Origin of the sequence: Saccharibacillus kuerlensis DSM 22868, from assembly GCF_000378145.1 — a bacterium.
Lineage (GTDB): Bacteria > Bacillota > Bacilli > Paenibacillales > Paenibacillaceae > Saccharibacillus > Saccharibacillus kuerlensis.
Window position 1 is genome coordinate 1 of record NZ_KB899298.1, and the last position, 18,249, is coordinate 18,249.

At 49.5% G+C, this 18,249-nt stretch carries 21 protein-coding genes and 1 rRNA gene; 2 read left to right on the plus strand and 20 right to left on the minus strand.

Features of this window, described 5'->3' with window-relative positions; all coding sequences use genetic code 11:
• The 20 genes from F456_RS0116835 to yyaC form a co-directional block, all read right to left on the minus strand.
• Positions 1-137: ribosomal RNA gene (locus tag F456_RS0116835) — 16S ribosomal RNA — on the minus strand; the annotation flags it as partial.
• A 523-nt stretch (positions 138-660) separates the two neighbouring features.
• Complete coding sequence (locus tag F456_RS0116840) at positions 661-1,530, minus strand: nucleotidyltransferase-like protein (protein WP_018978223.1); 870 nt, start codon at positions 1,528-1,530, stop codon at positions 661-663.
• A 154-nt stretch (positions 1,531-1,684) separates the two neighbouring features.
• Complete coding sequence (locus tag F456_RS0116845; protein WP_018978224.1) at positions 1,685-3,397, minus strand: glycosyl hydrolase family 18 protein; 1,713 nt, start codon at positions 3,395-3,397, stop codon at positions 1,685-1,687.
• A gap of 100 nt (positions 3,398-3,497) precedes the next feature.
• Positions 3,498-3,923: a peroxide-responsive transcriptional repressor PerR gene (gene perR / locus F456_RS0116850; RefSeq protein ID WP_018978225.1), complete on the minus strand. Its 426-nt coding sequence runs from the start codon at positions 3,921-3,923 to the stop codon at positions 3,498-3,500.
• Between the two features lie 89 nt (positions 3,924-4,012).
• Complete coding sequence (locus tag F456_RS22895; protein ID WP_018978226.1) at positions 4,013-5,278, minus strand: DUF4097 family beta strand repeat-containing protein; 1,266 nt, start codon at positions 5,276-5,278, stop codon at positions 4,013-4,015.
• On the minus strand, positions 5,268-5,855 hold the full coding sequence (locus tag F456_RS22900) for a hypothetical protein (protein ID WP_018978227.1): 588 nt from the start codon (positions 5,853-5,855) through the stop codon (positions 5,268-5,270). Before F456_RS22900 ends, F456_RS22895 begins: the two co-directional genes overlap by 11 nt.
• 83 nt (positions 5,856-5,938) lie before the next feature.
• Entirely contained in the window at positions 5,939-6,652 is a 714-nt protein-coding gene (locus F456_RS0116865) for an MgtC/SapB family protein (protein ID WP_018978228.1), read from the minus strand.
• A 36-nt stretch (positions 6,653-6,688) separates the two neighbouring features.
• Complete coding sequence (locus tag F456_RS0116870; RefSeq protein ID WP_018978229.1) at positions 6,689-7,165, minus strand: GNAT family N-acetyltransferase; 477 nt, start codon at positions 7,163-7,165, stop codon at positions 6,689-6,691.
• 166 nt (positions 7,166-7,331) lie between these two features.
• On the minus strand, positions 7,332-8,768 hold the full coding sequence (gene gatB, locus F456_RS0116875) for an Asp-tRNA(Asn)/Glu-tRNA(Gln) amidotransferase subunit GatB (protein ID WP_018978230.1): 1,437 nt from the start codon (positions 8,766-8,768) through the stop codon (positions 7,332-7,334).
• A gap of 32 nt (positions 8,769-8,800) precedes the next feature.
• Positions 8,801-10,258, minus strand: coding sequence for an Asp-tRNA(Asn)/Glu-tRNA(Gln) amidotransferase subunit GatA (gene gatA, locus F456_RS0116880; protein ID WP_018978231.1), 1,458 nt, complete (start codon positions 10,256-10,258; stop codon positions 8,801-8,803).
• Between the two features lie 44 nt (positions 10,259-10,302).
• A complete protein-coding gene (gene gatC, locus F456_RS0116885; RefSeq protein WP_018978232.1) occupies positions 10,303-10,590 on the minus strand; it encodes an Asp-tRNA(Asn)/Glu-tRNA(Gln) amidotransferase subunit GatC in 288 nt (95 codons plus the stop codon).
• 187 nt (positions 10,591-10,777) lie between these two features.
• Positions 10,778-11,167, minus strand: a complete 390-nt coding sequence (locus F456_RS0116890; RefSeq protein ID WP_018978233.1) for a hypothetical protein — start codon at positions 11,165-11,167, stop codon at positions 10,778-10,780.
• A gap of 229 nt (positions 11,168-11,396) precedes the next feature.
• A complete protein-coding gene (locus F456_RS0116895; protein ID WP_018978234.1) occupies positions 11,397-11,654 on the minus strand; it encodes a hypothetical protein in 258 nt (85 codons plus the stop codon).
• Positions 11,655-12,038: 384 nt separating this feature from the next.
• On the minus strand, positions 12,039-12,671 hold the full coding sequence (locus F456_RS0116900; RefSeq protein WP_018978235.1) for an MBL fold metallo-hydrolase: 633 nt from the start codon (positions 12,669-12,671) through the stop codon (positions 12,039-12,041).
• Position 12,672: 1 nt separating this feature from the next.
• The gene (locus F456_RS0116905) at positions 12,673-13,242 is read right to left on the minus strand and encodes a thioredoxin family protein (protein ID WP_018978236.1); all 570 of its coding nucleotides are present in this window, start codon (positions 13,240-13,242) and stop codon (positions 12,673-12,675) included.
• 52 nt (positions 13,243-13,294) lie between these two features.
• The gene (uptA, locus tag F456_RS0116910) at positions 13,295-13,909 is read right to left on the minus strand and encodes an undecaprenyl phosphate transporter UptA (protein ID WP_018978237.1); all 615 of its coding nucleotides are present in this window, start codon (positions 13,907-13,909) and stop codon (positions 13,295-13,297) included.
• Between the two features lie 45 nt (positions 13,910-13,954).
• The gene (locus F456_RS0116915) at positions 13,955-15,133 is read right to left on the minus strand and encodes a class I SAM-dependent methyltransferase (RefSeq protein WP_018978238.1); all 1,179 of its coding nucleotides are present in this window, start codon (positions 15,131-15,133) and stop codon (positions 13,955-13,957) included.
• A 38-nt stretch (positions 15,134-15,171) separates the two neighbouring features.
• Entirely contained in the window at positions 15,172-15,828 is a 657-nt protein-coding gene (locus F456_RS0116920) for a DUF6483 family protein (protein WP_018978239.1), read from the minus strand.
• 28 nt (positions 15,829-15,856) lie between these two features.
• On the minus strand, positions 15,857-16,642 hold the full coding sequence (locus F456_RS0116925) for an alpha/beta fold hydrolase (RefSeq protein ID WP_018978240.1): 786 nt from the start codon (positions 16,640-16,642) through the stop codon (positions 15,857-15,859).
• A gap of 35 nt (positions 16,643-16,677) precedes the next feature.
• Entirely contained in the window at positions 16,678-17,232 is a 555-nt protein-coding gene (gene yyaC / locus F456_RS0116930) for a spore protease YyaC (RefSeq protein WP_018978241.1), read from the minus strand.
• A gap of 261 nt (positions 17,233-17,493) precedes the next feature.
• On the opposite strand from yyaC, the gene F456_RS0116935 reads away from it, so the two are divergent.
• Positions 17,494-17,718, plus strand: coding sequence for a DUF1128 domain-containing protein (locus tag F456_RS0116935; RefSeq protein ID WP_018978242.1), 225 nt, complete (start codon positions 17,494-17,496; stop codon positions 17,716-17,718).
• A gap of 266 nt (positions 17,719-17,984) precedes the next feature.
• Positions 17,985-18,242: a GlsB/YeaQ/YmgE family stress response membrane protein gene (locus F456_RS0116940; RefSeq protein ID WP_018978243.1), complete on the plus strand. Its 258-nt coding sequence runs from the start codon at positions 17,985-17,987 to the stop codon at positions 18,240-18,242.
• Positions 18,243-18,249 lie beyond the last annotated feature (7 nt).

Here is an 18,249-nt window from a genome sequence, read left to right on the forward strand (position 1 = left end):
GGCAGGTTGCCTACGTGTTACTCACCCGTCCGCCGCTAAGTATCAGAGAAGCAAGCTTCTCATCAACTCCGCTCGACTTGCATGTATTAGGCATGCCGCCAGCGTTCGTCCTGAGCCAGGATCAAACTCTCCATTAAGTTGCGAATACTTTCGCAACCGCGACTTCATTGCCTGACCCCTTCGGGCAAGAGCAATGAACCAAGCGATTACTTGATCTTCGCTATTAAAGAAAGCACCATGTGCTCGTTAAAACGTGGCGGGAATTTTCATTCCCTATATTCACTCGAACCGTGCAAGATCAAAGGCAAAACCTTATCGCTTGTCGCGATTCCTCAAATCACTATGCCCGGCTGGGTTAAGTGATTCTCGTTACTCACTGTTCAGTTTTCAAAGAACAAACTGTGTTGCGCTTGTTTCTTTCGTGCGTCTCTGCATCTCAGCGGCGACTTTTATATCCTATCACAGTTCCAAGCAGTTCGTCAAGCACTTTTTTTAAAAAGTTTTTTTGAACTTCGATGTGATTGGGTTGTACTTTGATTCTTCACAGCGACTTAGCACTGCTGCCTTTCGAAGGCCGAGATTTAATATATCATATACCTTTTCAAAGCGTCAACCCTTTTTTCTATTTTTGTGTTTCCGCTTTTCTACTCCGGCCTTTCTTCAATTCACACTGTAACGGATTTCCTCATTCCTAATATTGTTTTTCCCTTCGCGAGGCCACTGTAGAATCAAATTGCGGTATACAAGCTTACGTACAACCATTGGAAGTTCCCTTTTAACATATTGAAGATCTGGATGCTGCATAAGCTCTTCAATTGTCCAAGGTGCCTTCCGACTGCGCAGTACACGTATAAGAAGTTCTGAACAATCTGCCATTTTGGACATTACGGAAAATTCACATGCCAGCAGTACCAACTCTACCCTCTCTTTCAGTGTTTCCTTGCTGAAGGCTAACTGCTCATAAAATTTATATACTTGAGCGCTATAAGCTCGAACTTGATTCCAAATTGTCTTTTCTGGATATACCGACTGTTGAACAAGTTCGATGCAAGCCCAATGGTGCAGAGCTTTGAGTGTACTGTAATAAGCGTCCATCTCATGTCCTTCCGTTAAATGACGCTTGGCTTCTACATAGTTGTGCAAAAAACGTGCAAATTCAAAAAACAATCGCTGTTCCTGCAGCGGCTGCTCAAATTGTTCGACCTGTTGTCTTAACTGCAATATTTGTCCTTTCACGTCATGGATCACTTCCCCCTGCAAAAAGTAATGAACCAGCGAACGATTTTCTCCCGTGACGATCCAGCGTTTTAATTCCTCTGCCTGCAGGCTGAGAAGCTGATAGTGTACACCGTTCTCCATTTGATGATGAATCTGCATTTCTTCCTCAAGCGTCTCAAAAATCAAAAACACCAATACGTCAAAGTCTTGAAGCAGGGCGCCGTGAAACTTGCCTCCGGGTCTATGGCAGGCGACGGCGCCGAGAGGAATAGGTTCATTGTGAGCCCTTCCTCCAAAAATAAATGAATTCAATCTCGTCTCCCCCTCGCGCATAAACTGCCCGGCAATCCAATTAAGAAATAAGCGCGCCTTAGCGCGCTTGCCGTTACTTCTTATTCTACGCGGAGCTTTCCACTTCCTTCTTTATTTTATAGAGGAAGATGGAAGAGAAAATAGATTGAATTCCTTATTTTTCTCCAATTGTACGAAGCACTTCCCAAGCTTTGGCAGAAGCAAAGCTCCGCGCCCAACTCCCTACGCCGGCTAGGTCATACCGTTTTGCCAATTCGATACGCCGTTCCAGCGAGTCACTGTCCTCCAGCCAGATCCGTTTGAGCGCTCCCTCTTCTTCATATTGAATGTAATTCTGTCCGATGTCTTCAAGAAACTCCTTCTCAGCTCCGCTTTCGGCTGCAAGACGCTGAGAACTTTCCATGCCTACCGCCGCAGAAGAAACTTTCATCTTCCCCTCTTCTTCTGCTTCCGTCCATACTCGCGTATATAACGGAATGCCAAGCACTAACTTGGATGCTGGGACATCATCTTCCTCAAGAATGCGTGTCACGGACTTTTCTACCCAAGGCAGCGATGCAACCGAACCTGCATTGGGACTGCTGGCCCAATGTTCGTCGTATGCCATCACAATCATAAAATCTACCGTCTCACCCAGAGCGCGCCGATCCAGAAAAACCGACCACATTTCGCTGTTGGACTTTGGAGTCACATCGATCGATACCGTAAGCCCGGCCGCCCTTGCACCTACCGTAAACTCGCGCACAAATTCGACGAACGGCTCTTTGTCTTCGGTGTATACATTTTCAAAGTCGAGATTGATCCCATCGAGCTTGTATTCCTTCGCGTAATCCAATACTTGTCGGATCGCTCGAGCCCGTGTCTCATAGTCACTCAACATTTCACGTGTAAGATTGGCGTCAAAATCATTGCTGAACAACCCCCATACCTGCTTCCCACGATTGTGAGCACGCCCTACATAGGCCGAATCTGCTTTACTGACGACATTTCCTTCACTATCCTTCAATGCAAACCAGGTTGGACTGACGACGTTGACACCCTGCATTTCTTCAATCACATCCGGGTTTGGGCGCTGTTCATATACAGCCTCCCACGCCAGATTGATCTTTTTGTCTGCCCATTCCTGTGATGCTGCTGTCCGTACCTCTTTTACCGCAGGAAGGCTTCTTTCTTCACTCAGCTTCACTTCATCCTTCCGGATATAACCGGAGTATCCCTCATTGGTCTGTGCATACAGCCAACCATCTTCTTCTTTCCAAACCCGAAGCTCCGTTCCATCCTCCAGCTTTGCGGTAATCGGAGCTTTGGTCGTCATGCCGCTTCGGAGCTTGGGCGAACTAAAAATCCCTCCGTCCACAGCCGAAGCTGTACGGAATGTGTCACCTGCTTTGAACACCATAACGCCCTCTTCCGCTCCTACTTCCTCGATCTGAATACCATACATATGCTTAAGAGCTTCTACCGGCACATACAAAATTTCGTTTTCCTCTTCGACAGCGGATTCGAGTACATGATCCGCCCCGTTCAATACAGCCGTTTCACTGCCTATTGTCATAACTAATATCTGGTTTGCCGTCGTCAGAATCGCCGTTTCTCCATCCGGATCGCCGTAAGCATAATCATTGATCTGCTCCTTAACCAGCGGAAGCGGAAGCTTCAGCGAATCGCCGCTGCCGACAGCCGTATAACCGCTCCATTGACCCTGTACAAAAATAGGCTTGTGCTTCCCCACCCACTCCGGGTCTTCGTAAAAAAAATTCGGTAAAAGCTTCCAGGCTCCCCATGCGGCTCCCGCAATAACAACGCCCAGTAAAAGAATGCTGCCCATTCTTCTTTTTTTGCGGCCGCGCATTTTTCTGCTTTGCATCACTCTACAACAGCTGCCCTTCTGCATGCCTGCAAGAATACGCCATAAAAAAAAGCGTGGGAGCCTAATTCGGCTCCACACGCTTTATTGTAAGCAAATGTTAATGCTCGCTGCAACTCTTGCATACCCCATAAACTTCCAGACGGTGCCCTTTTACCGAAAATCCCGTCGACTTTGCCGCAGCATGCTCGACTTCCTCTAAATAAGAATAATGGAAATCTTCGATTTTGCCGCATTTCTCACAGATAATATGATAGTGGTCACTGATGTTCGCATCGAACCGGCTGGAATTGTCTCCATAAGTCAGCTCGTGGATCATCCCGGCTTCAATCAACATCTTGAGATTATTATATACGGTAGCTACACTCATGCTGGGAAATTGAGGACACAATGCGCGGTAAATCTCATCCGCAGTCGGATGACCCATGTTTTCCATGAGGTAGGTCAAAATGGCATGTCTCTGGGGAGTGATGCGCACACCGTTGATTTTCAGCTGTTCTAGAGCATGTTGTACGCGTGACGTCATCTCATTCTCCTCCTTGCCGTTATTCCTCGTGTTATTCTCCATTGTAAGGTTTTTGAATATTTCTTGTCAACGTATGAACTTTTGCCGTTTCATTCATCAATCCGAAAAACATTTAAATCTCCGTTGCCGTCTGCCTTCACGGTAAAGGTACCCTCACCGTAGGTGCCGCTCAGCGTACGATCTTGAATACCAAACGGCAGCTCGCTGTTTATATTTCCGTATCCGTTCGATCCTTCCATCCGGTAATCTCCGGAAGACGGAAGGGTGAGATCGATCCGCCCAACTGCGCTGTATACGGACCAATCACCGCGTACGACACGGGAGCTGACGGAAATGTTGCCGTTGAGCGTTTGTGCGGATAAACCGAAGTTAACGCCACCAATATCAATGCTTCCGTTACGAGTATCGACTGCAATATCGCCGATCGTTCCGTTCGCTATAATGCTGCCGAGCATGGTTGTGAATTTGACGGAACCCGCTACATTCGAACTCTCGATATCCCCCTGCTGGGTGTCGGCTTGTATACTGCCGGTAACGGTAGACACCCGTACGCCGCCTCTTAAGGTAGATGCCGTAATATTCCCGCTTACATTGGTAAAATTGAGATTGCCGCCTCCAGTTTGTACGGAAATCGAACGCAAAGCCTGAACCCCATCCAGAGTTACCGATCCTCCGTTCGTTCGAATGTTCATATCGAAGCTTCGCTCAGGCGGGAGAAGGATCTCCAGATCGATCCGAGGCTGCCGACGACCAGATGTACCGTAAGGCTGAGCCTCGGTGGTAATAGCCAATGTCTTGCCTTCTTCGATTTTGATTCCTGTTTTTTCGGCGATTCCTTTTGCCTCTTCCGCTTCAACTCGGTCGACCCAGACGGTGCTGTGGACCCGGATACGATCGGAAAATCCTCGGCGTATCACAATATCCCCGTTGATTCCTTCAACAGACAGCTCGTTCATCTCCAGCGCTGCGGCAATATCGACAGAAGGCTTGGCAAATTTATTGCCTTCCGCTTCACTAAATTCGATAGCGGAACTGGTCAGATCAAGACTGACCCGGTTCCATAAGTGCAGATAGTGATTTTGCTGGGTAACGATAAAAACGGAAGCGCTAAGCAGCAGAGCAACCAGCATACCCGAGATGTCAATACCAAATCGTCGATTTCCACCTCGTCTATGTCTGAACAGCAGCAGCATGACGACATATTCAATTCCCCAAAAGATAAAGACGGCCGGCCACCAGCGAAGCAGCTGCAGCATATCTTCGCGCCCGCGAAACTGGTCGTTCAGCAGCAGCAAACCGACAACGATAAGCAGTAGGGAGGCTGTCCAGCGACCGATACGAATTTTAGGATTCATGACGATTCCCCCGTTCCGCAGTCGATTCCAGCTGAGACGAAGTCGGTCGATAAGGTTGAAGTGCAGCTTTGCGTACATTTGCCGCTTGAATCCCCGCTAGAACAGCGCCCAGCAAAATAAGTCCAACGGCCGAAACCTCTCGGCCATACTGCTCGATCAATTGTCGAAACCAAGAAGGACGACTGTGCAGCAGCAGAAGAAGCGTCCCCTCGCCAATCAGGACCAAAGCAAACTTCATACTTTTCCGCCAATTGTAAACTTCGCTGTCCAGTACCTGTCTTCGTTCATTAACCTGATCCGTTTCCTGCAGCACATCATATACACTGTAGAAATAAATGATCGGAATTGTCAGGCCAAGCAGGATAAGCAGCGGCACATTTATCCTCATGCCCGTCGACGAAAAGTAAAGCAAAGATTCGGCTACGAGCAGAATAATTAGCATAAACGATATGCCTTTCTGAATGAGTCCCAGGTAAACATGTCCGGTCCCTGGGATGACAGCAGAGAGCAGACAGGCGATCGCTTTACGCTTTTTTTTCCTTTGTTGTCTTGTCCTTGTCTTGACGGTCTTAGCCATGATCCGGGCCTCCTTTCCTCCGGCCAGCGGTAAGCACGTCCTAAGACGTAGTACCGCTCGGTTGCTGTCCTCTACCCTATGCTCTACTCAATCGCCACGGAATAGACGCCGTCCATTCTCAGCAGTTGATGTGTCATTTCGGCCGGATCCATTCTTTTATCCGAAGTGAGGTGCATCGTAATTTCGGCAGCTGAAGAAGTTTCACCCGATTCGGACAGCGGATAGCCGCTCTTCACGTGAACTTCCAACTTGCGGATGCGTATTTCACGCTCTTTCATAAAATCGGACACTTTCTCCAGCAGTCCGCTGCCTGTTCGGCCCCGCACAGTGACGACATGGGTATGATGGCCTCGGATATAACGCTGTTCAACGCTATTAAGCACAAGAAGCGTCAAGAAAACGATCAGCGTGGTCAGAATTGCGGCAAAATAAAAACCTGCGCCTACGGCGAGTCCGATAGCGGCTACTACCCACAGCGAGGCGGCAGTCGTCAATCCGGTAATCGCCTTGCCGGTAAACAGAATCGTCCCTGCACCCAGAAAACCGATTCCCGAGATGACAGCTGTCGCCAAACGAGCCGGATCAACACGTACACTGGGTTCCTGCACAAATGCCGCAAATCCATACATGGACAGCAGCATAATCAGTGCGGAACCAAGAGAAACCAGAATATGAGTGCGGAGACCTGCCGCATGACTCGAACGTTCCCGTTCCCAGCCGATCAAGCCGCCCAACAGCACTGCACAGAGCAGCCGCAGTAAAATATACGTGTTGTCGATAACCCAGGGATTTGTCATTTGCATCCTTGCTCCTTCAGTTCGAAAATTACATAATCAGCCGGTTTCTCCCGTCTTTCTTTCTCTCTTCATGGTCATTAATTCAACACCAGGCGCAATATACTCGCTTTTGAACGGAACAAATCCAAAACGCTCGTATAAGCGCCTCGCAGGCTCGTTCTTCAAACCGGTCGATACAATGTATATCGGAAATTCCGGGTAGTTCGCAAATACATACTCAATCAACCGGCTCGCAATCCCTTGACGAAAAAAGTCCGGATGCACCATCATTCTCGTCAGCGTGAGCTCTCCCGGCCGCTCTTCCTCGACTGCGACGGCCCCGACAAGTTTACCGGACTGGACGGTATAACCGTAAAAAACATCGCGGCTTCGCTTAAGGGTATCGACCGTATCGGCCAATGGCGGAATCTCGTCGAAGCCGATCAACTTCGCCTCCAACCGATATGCCGTCGTCTGCAGCCTCAATAGTTCTTCCATTTTGAGTTCGTCCTGCGTATCGAGTTTACCAATCATCGCAATCCTCCTCGCTTCTTCTTGTTTTATTAACCGATTTTTCTTTGCTGCTTTGACTGCGAGGGGGATTGCGGTCAATAGAAACTTTACACATAAAATTAGCCGTGTTTAAAAAAAGAGGGCGCGTTCGCAAGCGAACGCGCCCTCTCGAAAGCTTCTCGGCTGATCAGCCTTTCAGCAGTTCCATGAGCAGCTTGTTGACCAATCCGGGATTGGCTTTGCCCTTGCTCTGCTTCATTACCTGACCAACCAGGAAACCAATTGCTTTATCCTTGCCGGCGCGGTAATCTTCGACAGACTGAGGATTGGCCGCGACCACCTCAACGACAATGGCTTTGATCGCGCCTTCGTCGCTGATCTGAACAAGTCCTTGCTCTTCAACAATCTGCTGCGGATTCTTGCCGCTCTGCAGCATTTCCTTGAAGACCGTCTTGGCGATCTTGCTGTTGACTGTTCCCTTGCCAATCAGACCAACCAATTCGCCGAGACCCTGTCCAGTAAGCGGAACCGCACCCAGCTCCAGACCGCTGGTATTTAAATAGCCCATCAGCTCTCCCATAATCCAGTTGGAGACGGACTTTGCATCTTCTGTATATTTCAGACTTTCCTCGAATAAATCCGCCAGCGGCTTCGAAGAGGTGATAACCTGCGCATCATAGGCAGGCAGTCCATAATCAGCACTGTACCGCGCACGCCGCGCATCCGGAAGTTCCGGGATCGTTAGGCGGATCTTTTCCTTCCAATCTGTTCCGATCTCAACGGCTACCAGGTCAGGGTCCGGGAAATAACGATAATCGTGCGCTTCTTCCTTGCCGCGCATAGAGAAAGTTTGTCCCTTGCCTTCATCCCAGCGGCGAGTCTCCTGAACGACCGTTCCGCCTTCATCCAGAATTTCAGCTTGGCGGATTTCTTCGTATTCCAGACCGCGCTGTACGCCGCGGAAGGAGTTCATATTTTTCAATTCAGCGCGGATGCCGAATTCCTTTTGTCCCTGCGGACGAATACTGATGTTGGCATCGCAGCGAAGCGAACCTTCTTCCATCTTCACGTCGGATACTTCACAGTACTGCATAATGGCCCGCATCTTCTCAAGGTAAGCGCGAGCTTCTTCGGGTGAGGAAATCTCCGGCTCGGAGACGATCTCAATGAGCGGTGTGCCTACACGGTTAAAATCGACCAGAGAGCCAAATGCCCCGGTATGGGTCAGCTTCCCTGCGTCTTCTTCCAGATGAAGACGAGTAATTCCGATTCGCTTTGTACGTCCATCCACTTCAATATCGATCCATCCGTGCTCGCCGATCGGACGGGCTGCCTGCGAGATTTGATACGCCTTCGGCGAATCGGGATAGAAGTAGTTTTTGCGATCAAAATGGCTGACGTCCGCAATTTCACAGTTCAGCGCCATCGCTGCCTTGATCGCATACTCGACCGCTTGACGATTGAGTACCGGCAGAACACCAGGGTGTCCGAGGCAGACCGGGCAGGTATGTGTATTGGGCGGCGCTCCAAATTCGGTGGAGCAGCCGCAGAAGATCTTGGACTTTGTGTGCAGCTCAACGTGCACCTCGAGTCCGATGACCGTTTCGTATTGTACGGTGGACATGAAAGGCAGTTCCTCCTTCTTATGCGCGGAAATTAAATCTGAGGGCGGCGCTTGTGATGATCCGTATGCTGCTCGAACGCATGCGAAACGCGCAGTACGGTCTGTTCGTCAAACGGCTTACCAATAATCTGCAAACCGACCGGCATTCCGTCTTCGAATCCGCAGGGAATACTGATTGCCGGAACACCAGCAAGACTGACAGGAATCGTCAGAATATCATTTAAGTACATCGTCAGTGGATCATCCGTCTGCGAGCCGATTGCAAATGCTGTCGTTGGCGCCGTTGGACCGACAATAACGTCGAATTTCTCGAATACATTGTCGAAGTCACGTTTGATCAGCGTACGGACTTTTTGAGCCTTCAAGTAGTAAGCGTCATAATAGCCCGAGCTGAGCGCGTAGGTACCCAGCATGATCCGGCGCTTCACCTCGTCGCCAAAACCTTCGCTTCTCGACTTAAGATATAGATCAAGCAGGTTGTCCGGGTTGTCGGCACGTGCGCCGTAACGCACACCGTCGAAACGTGCCAGGTTAGATGACGCTTCAGAAGAGGAAAGCAAGTAGTAAGCCGCCAGTGCATATTCCGTATGCGGCAGCGATACTTCCTCCCAGGTAGCGCCAAGTGCTTCAAGCTGTCGAATCGCAGTCATTACGGATTCTTTGACTTTCGGATCGACGCCTTCGCCCATGTACTCTTTCGGTACGGCAATACGCAGACCTTTGATGTCTCCTGTAAGTGCGGAAACATAATCTGGAATTTCGACATTTGCCGAAGTCGAATCACGATCGTCATGACCGGCAATTGCCTGCAGCACATAAGCAGAGTCTTCCACGGTACGTGTTACCGGACCGATCTGATCGAGCGAAGAAGCGAACGCCACCAGACCGAAGCGGGAGACAAGTCCGTAAGTTGGCTTCAACCCGACTACTCCGCAGTAAGAAGCAGGCTGTCGGATTGAACCTCCGGTATCGGAACCCAGAGTGAAATAAACTTCTCCCGCAGCAACTGCAGCAGCAGATCCGCCGCTGGAGCCGCCCGGAACGCGATCCAAATTCCAAGGATTGCGTACCGGATAGAAGCTGGAATTTTCATTTGAACCGCCCATGGCGAACTCGTCCATATTCAGTTTGCCAATCGTTACGCTATCAGCTTCACGGAGTTTCTTCACTACCGTTGCGTCGTATACGGGATCGAAGCCGCGCAGGAATTGACTGGCGCAGGTTGTGCGCAGCCCTTCTGTCACAATATTATCTTTGATCCCGGCCGGTAGACCAAATAAGAGACCGCGCTCTTCGCCAGCAGCCAACTTTTGATCAAGTTTAGCAGCCGAAGCCAGAGCACCTTCTTCATCCACCGTTAAAAATGCTTTTACCTTTTCTTCGCGTTCCCCGACTTTTTGCAGGGAATCCTTGACCAAATCGGTCACGGACAGCTCTCCGGCATGCAGCCGGTTGTGAATCTCCCGAAGTCCCAAATCGAACAATGTCACTATCGCACCTCCGCGTTGATCATTAACTCTTCACATACTTCCGGTCAGTCCAAAACCGCCGGTACCCGGAACTGGCCGTCTTCGTCTTCGGGTGCATTATGCAAAACCCGTTCGATCGGCAAACTTTCATGCACTTTATCTTCGCGCATCACGCTGTGCAGCGGCAGTACATGCGTGGTAGGCTCTACGCCTTCCGTATCCAGCTCGTTCAGCTTTTCGGCATACTGCAAAATAGCGCTAAGCTGTTCGGCGAACATTTCTTTTTCGTCGTCTTTTACGTTCAGCCGTGCCAGCTTGGCCACATGCTCGACCTGTTCCACCGTAATTTTCATGACATACTCTCCTGTCGTTTAAAGGATTAAAGTACCGAAACTCCTCAACGTCCCCATTATAGGTTAGCAACCCGCAAAAATCCAGAGGATCGCGAAGTTCCTGTAACGTGTCTCCTGCGTCATTGCAACTGCCTGACGCTTCATATACCGCAGTTCTAATAAAGAAAAAAGCCGGCGTATGCCGGCTTCAGATCCATGCCCGTAAATTGATTTTCTTAATGAACTCGGCTTGCGACATCGGCTCGGAAACCGTCTCTGCTTCCGATTCCGATTCAGACGTCTCTTCTTCGCCGTTCATAACTTGATAGAACAGCTTCTCATTGTGTGTCGCCAGCGCATAATCGATCAGCGCGGCTCGCTCGACCTGTTCGGCCTCGAAGCGCAGCACATTTTCCTCCGGCTCAACATCTTTTTCCGTTACGAAAAAGTTGCGATTGGCCTGTGGGACTCGAACGATATAATCGAAAGCATTATCCGGATTACGATCGTAAGCAATCAAATACCCATACTCCCCCACAGGGAGGTTCTGCTCGAACACATCCGCGACGATCACAATTTTCTCTCCCAGATGAAGCATTGTTTCTCCCCCTCGGTCGTTATCTATAAAGCCCGGCCCGCCCGGACACTATCGGCTTCATGGTTCCACTTTTCATGAAAATGAATGTAATTACAAATGCTTAGCTTATATCGTACTAAAAAAAGGTTTTGCTGTCCACGCTATTGATTCCCCTTACGCAGGTTTTGTAAAAAAAATGAGATAAAGCCACCTGACAAGCACCTACAGCGTTCTTGGAATCGCCTTTTGACTAAATTCGCGGATCTCTGCCGCTGCGTATTCGGCTCAAGCGTTCATGCCAAGGCTGCTGAATTCGGTCTTCCCTCAGCTTGGTCGATTCCCAAGAACATACGAAAATCGCTTTTCTCCTGCTTTCATAAGAAGACACTTCTTCATGAACCTCTTGCTGCTTGATTTCGATTTTAACGTCCTTATTTAGTTCCAACCGCTGCTGCATAAGTTTCAGTTGTCCATTGTTCTTTTTATCAAAAGGTTCCATTCCGTCCAATTTTCTATCTCCTCCTTGAATGTTTGAATAAATGTACGAGTAACTTTCACTTGAATATGTAAGGGGTTATTCAATTGCCATCCTAGTCAATAGTCTCTTCAAAAGAACAAAAAAGCACACAAACCGAGAATAGTTCCTCAGCTTGCGTGCTTCGCAGGCATTATGCACCGTATATCAATTATTCAGGCGCGTATTCAATTTCGCTTTTCGATACACGAGAATCCTCATACTTCTATATCCGATTGCAGGCATACTGGTCCGGTTCTTTATAAAGTTTCACTTGAATACAGGCTCTTGAAAATAAGTTTGCGACAGCTGTATCTTACTATCCGAATCGAATATTGTCCAGCCGCTTGGCATCTGCATTCTATATTCCGGAAAACTCTATAATCCGGGAACGAATGGATTGTTCGCTTTCTCGTGGCCGATTTTGGTACGCGGACCATGACCGGGATATACAACCGTTTCATCCGGCAGCTTGTACAGCTTCATCCGAATGGAATCCACCAAGTCTCCCTGACGCCCTCCATACAGATCGGTACGTCCTACTCCTTCGCGGAACAGTACATCCCCTGCGAACAAATCCTTGCCGCATAGGAAGCTTACGCTGCCTGGAGAATGACCAGGTGTATGCAGTACTTTGAATTCATTTCCGATCAGGCTTAGTGTCTGGCCCTCGGCTAGGGCGAATTCCGCTGGTGACGCGGTAATCGGTCCGCCCAGTTCGGTCCACTTGGCCGAACCGTTATGCTTGGGCTCAGTCAGCCAGTCCGCTTCCAGATCGTGCAAATACACCGGACATCCTTTTAGACGACGCAGTTCTTCTACGCCCCCTATGTGATCGAAATGTGCGTGGGTCAGCAGAATGGCTTCAATATGCAGATGCTCAACCCGGCGGAGCAGCGCAGCAGGGTTCATTCCGGGATCGATAACGACCGCTTTCAAATCATCTTCGCCCCGAAGCAGATAAGCATTGGTCTGCAGCGGACCAAGATTGAATGTCTCAACTCTCAGCATCTTACACCCCCGACAGAAGCGTACGCAGTTCGTGCACGATCACTTCATGGATCGACGTGCCTTCGCCGTAACGCTCCATCATTTGTTCGCGAACGACCTTCATATTGTCGGCATAATCGGGTGCCTCGCGGTCCGGATTTTCTGTCTTAAACTTACGCATCAGTTCCTGTACCTTCTCGGGACGCGGTCCCCATTGAAGCAGTGGTTCGCCTTCCGCATCTGCAAAAATAACGATAGGTACGGAACGGCCGCCCATAGTCAGATATTCATCCATTAAGTCAAAATTTTCTTCCAAAATCATCACGTCGACCGGGATTTCTGCCGCTTCCAATACCCGAAATACGACAGGGACGTTGCGCACGACATCGCCGCACCAGTCGGCAGCCAGAATCACAGCTCTCAGATCTTCACGCGAACGCAATCCTTCAAAAAACAACCGATCCTCTTCCTTCTTCCAGGTAAAGTCTCGATAACCGGTCTCGAACGTTTCTTTATTTTTCTGCATGGAATCGATGAACCCCTGCGGACTCAATCCGGTTCCAAAACGAGATCTTAAATTGGATTTGCTCATTGTGTCTCCTCTTTTCTCAGTAAGTGAAGCAGCCGGTATCCGTAGGACCCGATTAAGCTCTGCTTTTTTTGCGACGTGTCAGCACTGTCTTCACAACCAGATAAACGATCAGAAGACCCGCGGCAGTCAGAACGATCGGTATAATGTAAGGTGCTGCCACCTCGTCGATCCGCTCCCATTGACTGCCCAATTGATAGCCGAGGGAAATGAACAGAATCGACCATGGAATAACAGCGAGTGTCGTCAGCCAGGTAAAGCGCCACGTCGACATCTTGGCCAGACCCGCCGGAATCGATATTGCATGGCGGACGACGGGAATAAATCGGCCGCTGAAGATGATACCTGTTCCGTATTTATTAAACCATTTCTCGGCGTGATCAATATGCGATTCCTTGATGAAAATGTATTTGCCGAACTTGTTCAATACCGGACGGCCGCCGTAACGACTGATCCAGTAGATGAAAAGCTGGGCGAACACGCCGCCGATTGTACCGAACAAAACAGCTCCCCAGAAGTTGATGTCTCCCAAGTAAACCAAATATCCGCCGTACGCCAACACAATCTCGCTGGGAATTACTTCAACCATTAAACCGATCATGATTCCGAAGTAACCCAATCCTTGAATCCATTGAAACAACTGCGATACGACATCCGAAATAAAGCCCACTGTTTCCCCTCTTTCCTATACCTGTTTTATTTTATTGAAGCGCAGTTAAACCTGTGAAGAAGACGGAAGACGATCGCGAAGCGCATTTTCCAAATAGGGCGAAGCGCCCAAGAAATTGCGGAACGCTTCATATTCCTGCCATAAAGCCTTCGTATCCTGACCATTTGACTTGACCGCACGAATCAGAATGTTTTTTGGCGTATGCTCCATATCGATAAATTCGAGCAGCTGCGTTTTATAACCGACAATATCAAGCAGCTTGGCACGGATTGCATCGGTAGCCAGTGCGGAAAAACGCTCCTTCAAAATACCGTGCGAAAGCAGCGGCTCCAGTACGTCATTTTGCACCTGCGAGAACATTTCATGCTGACAGCACGGAACGGATAAAATCGCCGAAGCCCCCCAACGCACCGCTTTCTCTAATGCAGCGTCAGTCGCCGTGTCGCAGGCATGAAGAGTAATGACCATATCGACGGCACTGAATTCGTCATAGTCCGCGATATCCCCAATCCGGAAGTGCAGGCCTTTGTAATCCAGCGTACGAGCGAGCGATTCGCAATGTTCGATCACATCTGCCTTAAGATCAAGACCCACGACGTTCAGCTCAAATCCTTCTTGAACAGCTAAATAATGATACAACGCAAACGTCAAATACGACTTACCGCAGCCAAAATCAACGATCGTCAGCTTTCTCTCTTTCGGCAGCGCAGGCAAAATGTCACGTACCATCTCGAGGAAACGGTTGATCTGGCGGAACTTATCGTATTTGGCTGCGAGCACGCGTCCTTTGTCATTCATAACGCCAAGCTCCACCAAGAACGAGATCGGCTCGCCTTCTTCCAAGACATAGGTTTTCTTACGGTTATGCGAGAGATCCGGCCCTTGTTTCTTGGTTGGCGGCTTCTTTAAGATGGCTGTTTTCCCTTTTTTGCTGACCAGCACCTGATAGTCCGCTTCTAGTGTACAGAACAACCCTTGGCGCATATCGTCTTCCAGCAGCTTCGCAATTTGTGCCTGTGCTTCTTTCGGACTCAGATTGTCATGCGTAACTTTTTTTTCATAATAATAAGCAAGCTGATAATGCAGCTCATTCCTCAACATGACCGGTTTCACAGCGACTTTGCCGTAAATTTCGCTGTCTTTGCGCCGGGGCTGGCTGATGGTCGCCGTAATCAGTTGGTCTTCCTTCATTACGGCATCCAACAGTTCATTAATATTTTGCATAAGGTGGATCTCATCCTCTCGAAGTTGTCCTCTGGGTGTCATTCGTCCTGAAGCGCCTCAATGCCTTCTTCAAGATCCAATCGACTTAAGCCTCCGCTCCGCAGCTGCTCGTCATCGAGGGCTGCTAGTCGGGCATAAAACATACGGCCTTCTTCAAGCGCATTCTCGTCGTCTATCGGACTGGCATTCAGCATTCGAAACATCGCGTCTTCCGCTTGTATGTATCGTCCTTCGCGTTCTTCATACAGCATAACCAATTTCTCCGCTTCGGCGGGCAGTCGATAACGTTCGAGCTGTGCAGTCAATTCACTAATTCGCTGTGGATAATCGACCAGCTCGCGGCTGCCGCCGTTAAGCGCTGCATACAGATATAAATGAAGCGCCTTGATCCGGACTGATGCGGCTTCCTGTTCCTCGCCCATGTTCTCGCGTATTTCTCCGTTCTCCTGCAGCATGCGTGCAACAAGCTGAAGACTTTCTGCATCGACACCTCCACGCTGCTGAAATAACAGGATCAGTTCTTCAGGCGGCAGGGAGCGCAGCATCCGCTCGCTCATCCGGAAGTTTCTCTTAAGAAGGCCGTCAAGCTTCTCAAGCGCCTGTTCATTTTTATGCTCTCTGCGTAGGCCCATCATGGAACCTACGGCCTCAGTCATTTCCTCGATCATACGCATCAAGTAATCTTTTCTCAGCAATGGAATCCCGCCTTTACTGTCGGTACATTTACAGCCTTTCAACGAAAGAAGCAATATGACGGGCCAGTTCCTGCGGTGCTTCGAATAAACTCATGTGACCCGCACCTTCAATCACATGTTTCACGGTATGGGCGTTTTCCGCTGCAAATGCTTTTTGCGGCGGTGCAATTCCGTCTTCGTCGCCGGCAATCAGCAGTACGGGCAGTTCCAGTTCCCGGATAATATGGCTTCGATCCGGACGTTCGCGCATAGCTAGAGCTGCACCGGCAGCACCTTCAGGTTTTGTGGCAAAACCGATTCCCATAACCCGCTCCAGTTCCGGTTTCATCCATTTTGCATTATCCGGCGCAAACCAATTCGGTGCTGACTGCTCTACAAACGGACGGACCCCTTCGCGCATTACCCGCTCAGCCACCGCCGTTCGCTTCTCTTTACCCGCTTCATCGTCGGGCAGAGGCATCGAGTGAACAAGTCCCAACGCCAGCAGCCGCTCAGGATAACGCTCCGCAAAAGACAAAGCCGTATATCCGCCCATTGAATGCCCTAATATTACCGCACGCTCGATACCAAGCGAATCCAACAGCTGCAGCACATTATCGGCCAGCTGTTCGATCGTATAAGGTCCCGACGGTGCTTCGGATTCGCCATGACCGAGCAAATCCGGAACAATGCAGCGGAAGTGTCCTTCCAGCAGAGGCACAACCCGCTCCCAATAATCGGCACTGCCCACAAAACCATGCAGCAGCAGCAATGCCGGTCCTTCTCCTCGGTCCACATAACGAATCGGCAGGCCTTCCTGACTTCGTCTCTCCATATCTCAGCTTTCCTCCCTTATCTGTTGTCGGTATTTTATACCACTCCGCCTGGCGCTTGCATTCCAAATGCTTCTTCCACGGCGGAAATTGTTCGATCGGTCAACTGCAGGACAAGCTGCAGCGATGCGGTCTGAAGCGATTGATAAGGCTTAGGTCCATGAACATTGACCACTGCCGCTACACTATAATCGCCAACCGGGGCAAAATCACTTTTCATGGAACCAGCAGGGGTCAATGGTGCACGCCGTGCAAGAATTTTTCCTACTGAACCGGGTTTCCCCAAGCAAGCGTCGAACGCTACTATGGTCAACTTTTTGGGAATAGAGGAGACAATATGCTCCAGATTGGCAGCATCGCACGGCTCTTCCAATGTACCTGCAACATTTGGAAATCCCAACGCCTTCAGTCGACTGCCGACCAGCGGCCCAAATGCATCTCCACTGGAACGATCCGTTCCAATACATAGAAAAAACAGTTCTTCCAGACGAAAATGCAGTGCCATCTCGGCAAAAAGTGCTTCGAGGCTGGCAAAGCGATCTTCACGCCTGCCGTCATCCATCTTCGCCCATATTGATTCGCTGATACTCAATGTGTGCCTTCACCTCTCCAATCCGGCTGGACCTGCGCCAGCTTCCATCAAAGGATTACTTTTTGCATATACGCATTAGTCTTCTCGATTTTATCGTACTTATAGGGTATTCTGCAAAAAAAGGTGAGCCTGGAACCGGATCGTGATACAATAAAGACACGTGAGCCGTCGAACACCGCTCTTCGGGTCAAGCATTGGACTTGGCAGAAAGGCTGTACGTTTGCGGACGGAACTTGTTTGCCGGAAGGAGAGTACTTACACATGGATTTGTCTAACAAAACCCAAGAAAATGTCGAGCTTATGATTGAAGCAATCAAAAACAAGCTTCGAATGGCTTCCGGAGCAGCAATGCAGTCTTCCTCATTCTCAGTCGACCAATACGACGACATTCTTGATATCTATCATCTTGTGATGAGCAAGCCTACCCTTAGCATTTCTGAAGTCGAAGCGGTTGCTTCGGAGTTTGGACGTTTGCGCCGGAAGTAAGCTTGAAATTGTCGTATATTCTGGTTGGGACTTACACACCGTAGAAAAAGCATTTTCTTTACCAATTCCGGCTTTCTGTGCTCTTTACTGAGCCAAAGGCCGGTTTTTTGTTTTGCAAACTGCGAATCGCAGGGCTGCTCTTCATCTACAGCTGTCCTTCTTGTCTGTTTCAGCAGGAAAGGGGGCGTTTATATAGCAATTAAGAGTGGTTGCGCAGCCTACTGGGCCATTGCGTACTCGGAAAGCCTGGAATGGAGGTGAGCCGGATGTGGGGGCTGGTTATCAGTCTGATTATGGCGATCGTCATCGGATTTATCGGAGACGCATTGGCTGACAATATGATGCCGGGTGGGATCATAGGAGCCGCGATCGCCGGTCTTGCCGGTGCTTGGATCGGTAACCTGCTGTTTGGAAATTTTGGCCCGAACATTTCAGGATTCGCCATTATTCCGGCCGTATTAGGAACTGCAATCTTCGTCTTGATTCTTGGACTCATTGCCAGACTGTTTAGACGTACAGCCTAGAGGTTCA